The organism is Polaromonas sp. P1_E3 (assembly GCF_056405935.1).
Window position 1 is genome coordinate 39,681 of sequence record NZ_JBFUBD010000011.1, and the last position, 9,379, is coordinate 49,059.

Sequence of the window (9,379 nt, forward strand, 5' to 3'; positions counted from 1 at the left end):
GCGTGCCGTATTCCAATTCAGCCACTTCCAGGAGCATGTGATGCAGATGCAGATCCTCAGTTCAGGAACGGCGCAACTTGCCGCCCGTGTGTATGCGCCTTCAAAGCCCGCGCGCGCCAGCGTGGTCATTGGCGGCGCCATGGGTGTGCGGCAGGACTATTACGCGCCGTTTGCACAATGGCTTTCCGGTCAGGGCTTTCGCGTCACCACATTTGACTACCGGGGTTCAGGAGAATCCCTGCCCGGCACCGCTAGCGGCAGCCTGCGCGGTTTCAAGGCCGATCTGCTCGACTGGGCCGCCGACTATGAGGCGGTGGTAGATGCCGCCAAGGCGGCCTTGCCCGATGCACCGCTATACCTGCTGGGTCACAGCCTCGGTGCGCAGCTGCCGGGTTTCCTGAAAAATCAGGACAAGATCGATGGGCTCGTCAGCATCGCGGCAGGAAGCGGCTACTGGCGCGACAATGCGCCGCAGCTCAGGCGCCTGATTTTGTATTTCTGGTATGTGCTGGTGCCATTGGCTACGCGCCTTTGCGGTTATTTCCCGGGGCGCAGGCTCAAAAAAGTGGGCGACCTGCCGGCCGGCGTGATGCTGCAGTGGCGCAAGTGGTGTCTGGATCCGCACTACAGCGTGGGGGCCGAGGGTGAAAGCGCACGGCTGAGTTATGGGCGGGTCAGTTTTCCGGTGACCGCGCTGTCCATGACAGACGACGAGCTGATGACCTGGCGCGGCACGCAAAACCTCATCAACCTGTACAGCAATGCGCCGCGCAGCTTTGAACGCATAGCACCGGCAGATATACAGGTCAGCCGCATCGGGCACTTCGGTTTCTTTCGGGAGCAGTTCAACCAGACCTTGTGGCCGCGCGCCCAGCGGATCATTGAAGGTATGGCCGGCGCCGCCAACTCCCCGGCCTGAAGCGTAAAGCTGCATCACACCGCCAACATGACAAGCACGCATTCTTTTGACGACGCGCTCAGGCTCGAACCCGCCGGCGCCGGCAGGCCTGACACCTGGCTGGGCCACAGCAGTCCGGCGTACTGGAATATGGTGGGGCCCTTCGGCGGCACTACAGCGGCCACGGCCCTGCGCGCCATCCTGCTGCACCCCGCCCTGCTGGGCGAGCCGGTAGCGCTGACGGTGAACTACGCAGCGGCCATGGCAGAAGGGCCTTTCACCGTCACGGCGAGGCCGGCCCGCACCAACCGTTCCACCCAGCACTGGGCGGTGGAGCTGTCGCAGGACGGCGATGCCGGCGGCGCCGTAATGACCGCCACAGCCGTCACGGCGGCGCGCCGCGAGACCTGGAGTGCCAACGACACACCCATGCCCGCAGTCACGCTGGCTGAGGCCTCAGGCAGGCTGCGGTTCTCAACATCCGCATGGACGAACCGCTACGACATGCGGCCGGTGCGCGGCGTGATTCCGCAGGTCTGGGACGGCAGTGGCACGGAAAGCCTTACGCAGCTGTGGGTGCGAGACGACCCGCCGCGCCCACTCGATTTTCCGGCATTGGCCGCCATGTCAGACGTGTTCTATCCGCGCGTCTGGCTGCGCCGTGCCACGCGCGTGCCGGCCGGCACTGTTTCAATCACGACCTACTTTCATGCGGACAGCAGGCAGCTCGCGGAATGCGGCGAGGGGTTCTTGCTGGGGCAGGCAAAGGCGCAGGCTTTTCGCAACGGTTTCTTCGACCAGACCGCGCAGCTGTGGAGCGAAACCGGCGTGCTGCTGGCCACGAGCACGCAGATCGTCTATTACAAAGAATGAGAACGGCTTCCAGGGCCCCTACACTTGGCCTCTCAACGGAAAACACCATGAACACTTCAGCCCCTATTCCCGAAATCCTGAGCCACATCGACGCGGGTGTGATGACCATCACGCTGAACCGCCTGGACAAGAAAAATTCCATTACCTCTGCGATGTATGGCGCGATGGCCGATGCGCTGGAGTCGGCCCACCACGACGGGGCTGTGCGCGTGGTGGTGATCCAGGGACATGAAACCATTTTTTCCGCCGGCAACGATATCGGCGATTTCCTGAACAAGCCGCCTTCAACGCCCGATTCCCCGGTGTTCCGTTTTCTGCGCGGTATCAGCAGCTTTCCCAAGCCGCTGGTTGCTGCCGTATGTGGCCCCGCCGTGGGCATAGGTACCACGCTGCTGCTGCACTGCGATCTGGTCTACGCCGGCGACAACGCCGCGTTCTCAATGCCTTTTGTCAATCTCGGCCTGTGCCCTGAGGCTGCCTCCAGTTTCCTGGTGCCGCAGCTCATGGGTTATCCGCGTGCCGCCGAAGCACTGTTGCTGGGCGAGCCTTTCACGGCCGAAACAGCACTGGAGATCGGCCTCATCAACCGCATCGTGCCACCCGCCGAAGCCAATGCGCTGGCACAGCGGCAGGCGCAAAAACTGGTGGCCAAGCCGCTGAGCGCGTTAATGGAAACCAAGCGCCTCATGAAAAAAGGTAACGCCACCGTGGTGGCCGAGCGCATGGCCGAAGAAGGTGCCAGCTTCGGGCGCATGCTGGGCGAGCCCGCTGCGCGCGAAGCGTTCTCGGCTTTTATGGAAAAGCGCCGGCCAGACTTCAGCGCAGTCTGAAGTCTGCGCCCGAAGGGCGACTGCGAAGCAGGCCGGCGGTTTCGCTCCGCCTCCTCTGTGGCTTAAATATCGAATCGTATGCCCTGCGCCAATGGCAAGCTGGATCCGTAGTTGACGGTATTCGTCGCCCGGCGCATATAAGCCTTCCACGCGTCGGATCCCGATTCACGTCCGCCGCCCGTTTCTTTCTCGCCACCGAAAGCACCGCCGATCTCGGCACCGCTGGTGCCGATGTTGACGTTGGCAATGCCGCAATCTGAACCGCGCGCCGAAGTGAACTGCTCTGCCTCGCGCAGGTCCTGTGTGAAGACGGCCGACGACAGGCCGTGCGCCACAGCGTTGTTCAGCGCAATGGCTTCGACAAAGTTGTCATAAGGCACCACGTACAAAATCGGCGCAAAGGTCTCGTGCAGCATGGGGCCGGCCTGTTCTTTCAGCTCCACGATGGCGGGGCGCACATAGTGGGCCGTGCCGTCACCCGGCTGGCGGTCACCGAAATGCACGGTGGCGTCCAGCTTCTTCGCCTCGCCCAGGGCGGCCTGCATGGCCTCAAACGCGCGGCCATCGATCAACGGGCCGACCAGCGTGCCGTCCTTCAGCGGATTGCCGATGGGCAGGCGTTCAAAGACGGTCACCAGGCGTTTGACCAGCTCCGGGTAAATCGAGCGGTGAACGATCAGGCGGCGCAGGCTGGTGCAGCGTTGGCCCGCAGTGCCGGCGGCAGCAAAGGTTGCGCCGCGCACCACCAGCTCCAGGTTGGCCGAAGGACAGACGATGGCGGCGTTGTTGCCGCCCAGCTCCAGCAGCGAGCGTTTGAAAAGGCCGGCGCAGGCAATCGCCACATTCTTGCCCATGGCGGTGGAACCAGTGGCGCTGATCAATTTCACATGCGGGTGCTTGACCAGCGCCTCGCCGGTGGCGCGCTCGCCGATCAGCAGCTCGCTCAGGCCTTCAGTAGCCAGGCCCAGGTCTTTCGCCGTTTGCAGCAGCAGTCCGTTCAGCGCAATGGCCGACAGCGGCGTTTTTTCCGACGGCTTCCAGGCCAGCGTGTTTCCGCAGACCAGCGCCAGCGCGGCGTTCCAGGCGAACACCGCCATCGGGAAGTTGAAGGCCGAGATGATGCCAACCACACCTACCGGATGCCAGGTTTCCAGCAGCTTGTGGTCGGGACGTTCGCTGGCGATCGTCAGGCCGTAGAGCTGGCGCGACAGGCCGACCGCGAACTCGCAGATGTCGATGACCTCCTGCACCTCGCCCAGGCCTTCCTGCAAAATTTTCCCGGTCTCCAGCGAGATCAGCTGGCCCAGTCCGGCCTTGTGGCGGCGTACCGTTTCACCAAAGGCGCGCACCAGTTCGCCGCGCTTGGGCGCGGGCACGTTGCGCCACTCGAGGAAACGCTGTTGTGCGACGTTGAGCGCGCCGTCGACCTCGGCCGTGCTGTGCACGGCTACACGGGCCAGCTGGCTGCCGTCGATGGGTGTGGCCACCGTGATGGCCGCAGGTGCTTTGCTGGCCAGGTCGGCGCTGAGGCCCAGGGCCTTGAAGAGGGATAAAACGTCGTTGGCGTGACTCATGATGAAGTCCTTTCGTGGTGTGTCTTGAAATCAGTGTTGGGTGTCGAGCTCGCGCAGGCCGCGGCCCAGGCGTTCAGCGCCTTGCCGCAGCGCGTCCGGCGTGGGGTTGGCAAAACTCAGGCGCAACCAGGGTTGCGCGCTGTTGCTGATGCTGAAGGCGGCGCCCGGCACTACCAGCACCTGGTGTTCAAGGCCGAAGTCCACCCAGGCCTGCGTGGGCAGCAAGGGCAGGGCAGCGCTGAGCTTTGCCCATATGAACATGCCGCCTCGCGGGGTGTCAAATTCAAGCAGGCCGCCGCATTGCGCGCGCAAGGCCTGGTCCAGCGTCCTGCCTTTGGCGGCGTAAGCCGGGCGCAGGTCCGCCAGGTGGGGTGCCAGGCGCCCGGAGGCGAGCATGGCCGCCAGCGTCAGCTGCTCCAGCGAACCGCTGTGCACGTCGGCCGCCTGCTTGGCCAGCACCACCCCGCGCGCGATCTCCGCCGGCGCCAGCAGCACACCCAGGCGCAAGGCTGGGGCGACCACCTTGGAGTAGCTGGTCATATACGCGACCTGCGCGGGCGAGCCCGCCTGCCGGTTTAACTGCGCGAGCGAAGGCGGCGGTACTTCATCAAACCAGAGTTCGCCGTAGGGGTCGTCCTCGATCAGCGTGACGCCGTACTGCGCGGCCAATTCCAGCAAGCGCAGCCGGCGCGCCAGCGGCATCACGGCGCCGGTCGGGTTCGCGAAATTGGGCACGACGTACAGCACGCGCGGTCGGTCGGCCTGCAGGATGGCTTCGAGCTGGTCGATATCCATGCCTTGCGCGTCGGTCGGCACTTCGACGAGGCGCGCGCCCGCGAAACGGAAGGCCTGCAGCGCGGCCGGGTAGTTGAAGGATTCCAGCGCCACGCCCTCGCCGGGCTCAACCAGCACGCGCGCGAGCAGGTCGATGGCCTGCTGCGATCCGGTGGTGATCAGCACGTCCCCGACCTCCGCCTTGAGGCCGCGCTGTTGCAGCAGGGCCGCGCTGGCTTCGCGCAGTACGGGAAGTCCTTCGGTGGCGCCGTACTGCAGGCTACGCCCCTGCAGCTGGCCGGCCACTTCCTGCAGCGACTCGCGCAGCCAGTCAGCCGGCAACAGCGCCGGGTCAGGATGCCCGCCGGCCAATGAAATCATGCCCTCGCGGCCGGCCAACGCCAGCATGGCACGTATCGGCGAGCCGCTGGCCCGCGCATACAGCGGGCGCAGTGCCCCGCGCGCGTCCGTCATGCGCGGGCGGATGTCATGCCGAAGATGCCGGTGGCATTGCCGGCGTCAAAGGCCAGGTCCAGCCGCGGCTGCACCGGGTCGTTGGCCGCGCCGGCTGTTTGCACTTCATCGCGCGTGATGAATTCGTAGAACGAGCCGGACACCTCGCGCGAGACGCGGCCTTCGGCGGTGATGAAGTCGCGCTGCACACTGGCGGCGCGAAAGGCGGTTTGCCGCACGCGGCCGCTCGCCGAGACCTCGACCTTGTCCTTGATGGGCCGGCCCAGCGCACGCTGGCGTTCGGCCACCGCATCGACGTCGGCCACGCGGTCGGTCGCGTGGTTGAAGGCATTGCCTTCGGTGGAAATCCAGGCCATCTCGGCAGACTCGGCCAGCAGCAATTCGTAATCATCCATGGTGAACACGCCGTGCTGGCGGTCAAAACACTGCAGCAGTTGCGGCAGCAGGCGCAGCGCCTGCGCCAAGGGCAGCACGCCGTCGCGCGTCAGTTGCTCCAGGTCGGCGACGTCCTGTGGCCCCAGCGGGTCCCGCGAGCTGGCCAGCACGCGTGTGACGGCGGACTGGAAGGACGCGGAGAACTGCTCGGGGTGCAGCTCGGAAACGAAGAACTGCGCGATGTCTTCGGGGAAATCACGGTGGCTGTAGGCACGTCCGGTCATCTTGAGGCGCGGCAGCGGGTAAGTGCCCTGCAATTCAAAACCCAGCGGGCGCAGCACACGCGTGAAGGCCGCTTCGCCGGCCGGCAATGCACCGCTAGGCCAGCGCACCGTGCGCAGCGCGCCGTGGTCGAACACCACCTTGCGTTGCTGGCCCACCACGTCGCTGGCGATGTAGTCCTGCCCGTCCGGCACGCGTTGCACCAGGTCGTGGAACAAGGCCATATTGAGCGCCTGGGCCAGTTCCGCGCGTGTCACCGTGCTGGAAGCGGCTTGCTGCAGTCCGGGATGAACGTACATCTGCTCATGGATTGTTTTGACGGCTTCGGACGACAGTACAACGGCGAGAAGCTTCTGGAGGTGGGTCATTTGAAGGGTATTTTTGTTCGATTGAAGGTCGGATTTTCGGCAATTACGGTAGCTGAGGCAAAGGATCAATTTCGATGCATGCATGAGATATATTCATGCGATGCGACGGAAAATCCCCTCCACCCAGGCCTTGCTGGCTTTTGAAGCGGCCGCCCACCGCGGCAGCTTCACCCTGGCGGCGCAAGACCTCTCGGTGAGCCAGAGCGCCGTCAGCCACCAGATCCTGGGGCTGGAGCAGGAGCTGGACGTGAGCCTGTTCCGCCGCCTGCCCCGCCAGCTGGAACTCACCGACGCCGGCCGCTCGCTGCTCGCGCGCGTCGGCCCGGCGCTGGATTCGCTGGAGGCCGCCATGCTGGACCTGGTGTCGTCCAAAGGCGAGGGCGGCACGCTGGAGCTGGGCGTGGTGCCCACCTTTGCCACCAAGTGGCTGATCCCGCGCATGCCGTCGTTTTTGAAGGCGCATCCGCATGTGACGTTGAACCTGGCCACGCGCCTGCAGCCCTTTGATTTTTCATTGACGGGACTGGACGCCGCGATTCACTACGGCCGGCCCGACTGGCCCGGCACCGAGTCCGACTACCTGATGGGCGAAGACAGCGTGGTGGTGTGCAGCCCGCTGCTCATGAAAAAGCGCCAGCTGCGCCGTCCGGCCGATGTCCTGAAGTTCACGCTTATTCACCAGAGCACTCGCCCGCATGCCTGGCGCGACTGGTTCCAGCTGGCCGGCATTGACGATGCACAGGGCGCAGGCACCGGCCCTAAATATGAACTCTTTTCCATGATCGCGCAGGCCGTTAAAGCAGGTCTGGGCCTGGCGGTGCTGCCGCGCTTCCTGGTCGCCGATGACATTGCGGACGGCACGCTGGCCGTGCCGTTTGATCTGTCGCTGAGTTCGGATTTTGCCTACTACCTGGTCTGGCCTTCACAGAAAACCAGTTGGCGGCCGTTGGTGCAGTTGCGCGGCTGGCTGCGCGAGCAGGCGACTTCTATGCCGTGATTGCCGCGTGCTTTTAGTCGACGTTCTTGCCCGAATGCCATAGCTGCACAAGACCGAATGCCAGCAGCAGCGCTCCCAGGGCCATCCATATGCCGACAATTCCATGTGGTCCCATCGCCTCGAAAGCCCAGATTTTTGTCCAGGCCCATTTGCCGGTAAAAGGCGGGACGGAAGGGGTGAGCCATTCCATCCAGGCCAGGCAAAAAGCGCCTGCTGCGATCCCCAGTTTTGCAACGGCGCGCTCTTTGACCGAAAAGCCTGCGCGTTGTTTCTTGGCGAGTTCGTTATCCATGAGCGCTCTCTTTCAGGTCTGGGAAAATTGCCGCTGTGAGAGTGTCTCAGGTGTTGTCAGCCGGCGCCAGACTCTGCGCCGGCCGCCGCAGCGTGCTGTCAAACGGGTTGATCTGCGCGCTGATGGCCGTGGCTTCGCGCTTGAGCAGCTCCACCACCGTAGGCAGGCGGTCAGGGCTCAGGCGTGACGAGATKGTGCCCACGCTGAGCGCGGCGACGGCGCGGCCTTCGCGGTCCAGCACCGGCACTCCGACGCCGGCCATGCCGTCGAGCAAATTGGTGTTGCGTCCCGCATAGCCGAGCTCGCGCACGCGTTCGATCTCGGTGCGCAGGTAGACCTCGTCGTACACGCCGAACTCGCGCACGCGCGGCAGGTTGTAGCGGATGACTTCTTCACGCTCTGTCTCGGGCAGGAAGGCCAGGATGGCCAGGCTGCCCTGGCCCATGCCCAGCGCCACGCGCCCGCCGATGTCCCCCGTGAAAGAGCGGATGGGAAACGGGCCTTCGCTGCGGTCCAGGCACACAGCGTCAAAACCGCTGCGCACCAGCAAAAAGATGGTGTCGCCCAGGCTGGCACACAGGCGCAGCATGGAGGGCCGGCACAGGCTGCGCAGGTCCATGGTGTTGCCAGCCTGCGCGGCCAGCGCAAAAAAATCAATGCTCAGGCGGTACAGCTTGGAGCCGCTTTCCTGCTCCACCACCCGCTCGGCGACCAGGCTTTGCAGGATGCGGTGTGTGGTGGCCTGCGTCAGACCCGTGGCCTTGGCGATGTGCGTGATGCGACCGCCTCTGGCCTGCGTAGCGGCCAGCGCCCGGATGATGGAAAAAGCGCGTTGCACGCTGCTGGAGCTATTCTCGTCGTCTTTCACAGTCTCTCCTTTGGCGGAATTCATACTCGACGGAGTGTATATAAATTCCATTAAGCGGAATAAATTAAAAAAAGATATCTCTATACGGAATAACCTATTGACGATTTTTCAGATGATGCCCTAGCATGAAGTCATCAGGGTGTCATCGTCTTGCACATCGTTTGCATGTTGCGGCGCTGGCCATTCCCCTTGTTGCAGAGGTGCTCCCCATGTCTTTTTTGACTCTGGCGAATGTGAACAAGTCTTATGGCGCCACACGCGCCGTGGCCGACATGAACCTGTCGGTGGAAAAAGGGGAATTTGTCTCGCTGCTCGGCCCCTCGGGCTGCGGCAAGACCACCACCTTGCAAATGATCGCGGGCTTTTGCGAAGTGACCGCTGGCCAGGTCACGCTGGACGGCCGCGACATCACCCACGCCAAACCCAATTCGCGGGGCCTGGGCATCGTGTTCCAGAGCTATGCGCTGTTTCCCCACATGAGCGTGTACGACAACGTGAGTTTCGGCCTGGAGATGCGCCGTGTGCCCAAGGAAGAGCGCGCCGAGCGCGTGAAGGCCGCGCTGGCCCTGGTGCACCTTGAGGCGCATGCGGACCGCTACCCGCGTGAGCTCTCGGGAGGCCAGCGCCAGCGCGTGGCACTGGCCCGCGCCCTGGTCATCTCGCCGCCGGTGTTGCTGCTGGACGAGCCGCTGTCCAACCTCGACGCCAAGCTGCGCGAGGAAATGCAGTTCGAATTGCGGCAGATCCAGCGCAAGGTCGGCACCACCACCGTGA

General features: G+C 64.1%; 10 protein-coding genes. 5 read left to right on the forward strand and 5 right to left on the reverse strand.

Annotated features, from left to right (window positions below):
- Positions 1-40: 40 nt before the first annotated feature.
- Genes AC1D0Z_RS03980 through AC1D0Z_RS03990 form a run of 3 tightly spaced genes read left to right on the forward strand, consistent with a single transcriptional unit; the run spans position 41 to position 2,601 of the window.
- Positions 41-919 (forward strand): alpha/beta hydrolase family protein, encoded by an 879-nt coding sequence (locus tag AC1D0Z_RS03980; RefSeq protein WP_477656947.1) that lies wholly within the window; start codon positions 41-43, stop codon positions 917-919.
- A 27-nt stretch (positions 920-946) separates the two neighbouring features.
- Entirely contained in the window at positions 947-1,771 is an 825-nt protein-coding gene (locus AC1D0Z_RS03985) for an acyl-CoA thioesterase (protein WP_477656948.1), read from the forward strand.
- 47 nt (positions 1,772-1,818) lie between these two features.
- Entirely contained in the window at positions 1,819-2,601 is a 783-nt protein-coding gene (locus AC1D0Z_RS03990) for an enoyl-CoA hydratase (RefSeq protein ID WP_477656949.1), read from the forward strand.
- A gap of 62 nt (positions 2,602-2,663) precedes the next feature.
- Here AC1D0Z_RS03990 and amaB read toward each other — a convergent pair whose 3' ends face one another.
- From amaB to AC1D0Z_RS04005, 3 genes are read right to left on the reverse strand one after another with little or no spacing between them, the layout of a single operon-like run.
- The gene (gene amaB, locus AC1D0Z_RS03995) at positions 2,664-4,175 is read right to left on the reverse strand and encodes an L-piperidine-6-carboxylate dehydrogenase (protein ID WP_477656950.1); all 1,512 of its coding nucleotides are present in this window, start codon (positions 4,173-4,175) and stop codon (positions 2,664-2,666) included.
- A gap of 30 nt (positions 4,176-4,205) precedes the next feature.
- The gene (locus AC1D0Z_RS04000; RefSeq protein WP_477656951.1) at positions 4,206-5,423 is read right to left on the reverse strand and encodes an aminotransferase-like domain-containing protein; all 1,218 of its coding nucleotides are present in this window, start codon (positions 5,421-5,423) and stop codon (positions 4,206-4,208) included.
- The gene (locus tag AC1D0Z_RS04005) at positions 5,420-6,448 is read right to left on the reverse strand and encodes a 2-oxoadipate dioxygenase/decarboxylase family protein (RefSeq protein ID WP_477656952.1); all 1,029 of its coding nucleotides are present in this window, start codon (positions 6,446-6,448) and stop codon (positions 5,420-5,422) included. Before AC1D0Z_RS04005 ends, AC1D0Z_RS04000 begins: the two co-directional genes overlap by 4 nt.
- A gap of 100 nt (positions 6,449-6,548) precedes the next feature.
- Between AC1D0Z_RS04005 and AC1D0Z_RS04010 the strand changes: the two genes are divergently transcribed.
- Positions 6,549-7,445, forward strand: a complete 897-nt coding sequence (locus tag AC1D0Z_RS04010) for a LysR family transcriptional regulator (RefSeq protein ID WP_477656953.1) — start codon at positions 6,549-6,551, stop codon at positions 7,443-7,445.
- Positions 7,446-7,458: 13 nt separating this feature from the next.
- Here the strand turns inward: AC1D0Z_RS04010 and AC1D0Z_RS04015 are convergent, their stop codons facing one another.
- Complete coding sequence (locus tag AC1D0Z_RS04015) at positions 7,459-7,737, reverse strand: hypothetical protein (RefSeq protein WP_477656954.1); 279 nt, start codon at positions 7,735-7,737, stop codon at positions 7,459-7,461.
- A 46-nt stretch (positions 7,738-7,783) separates the two neighbouring features.
- Entirely contained in the window at positions 7,784-8,605 is an 822-nt protein-coding gene (locus tag AC1D0Z_RS04020; protein ID WP_477656955.1) for an IclR family transcriptional regulator, read from the reverse strand.
- A 209-nt stretch (positions 8,606-8,814) separates the two neighbouring features.
- On the opposite strand from AC1D0Z_RS04020, the gene AC1D0Z_RS04025 reads away from it, so the two are divergent.
- A partial coding sequence (locus tag AC1D0Z_RS04025) for an ABC transporter ATP-binding protein (protein WP_477656956.1) occupies positions 8,815-9,379 on the forward strand: 565 nt, incomplete at its 3' end.

What these genes read in the sequence shown, in the direction of transcription:
- AC1D0Z_RS03985 (WP_477656948.1), top strand. Translation starts at nt 947, where the DNA reads ATGACAAGCACGCATTCTTTTGACGACGCGCTCAGGCTCGAACCCGCC.
- AC1D0Z_RS04010 (WP_477656953.1), top strand. Translation starts at nt 6,549, where the DNA reads ATGCGACGGAAAATCCCCTCCACCCAGGCCTTGCTGGCTTTTGAAGCG.
- AC1D0Z_RS04000 (WP_477656951.1), bottom strand. Translation starts at nt 5,423, where the DNA reads ATGACGGACGCGCGCGGGGCACTGCGCCCGCTGTATGCGCGGGCCAGC.
- AC1D0Z_RS04015 (WP_477656954.1), bottom strand. Translation starts at nt 7,737, where the DNA reads ATGGATAACGAACTCGCCAAGAAACAACGCGCAGGCTTTTCGGTCAAA.
- amaB (WP_477656950.1), bottom strand. Translation starts at nt 4,175, where the DNA reads ATGAGTCACGCCAACGACGTTTTATCCCTCTTCAAGGCCCTGGGCCTC.
- AC1D0Z_RS03980 (WP_477656947.1), top strand. Translation starts at nt 41, where the DNA reads ATGCAGATGCAGATCCTCAGTTCAGGAACGGCGCAACTTGCCGCCCGT.
- AC1D0Z_RS03990 (WP_477656949.1), top strand. Translation starts at nt 1,819, where the DNA reads ATGAACACTTCAGCCCCTATTCCCGAAATCCTGAGCCACATCGACGCG.
- AC1D0Z_RS04005 (WP_477656952.1), bottom strand. Translation starts at nt 6,448, where the DNA reads ATGACCCACCTCCAGAAGCTTCTCGCCGTTGTACTGTCGTCCGAAGCC.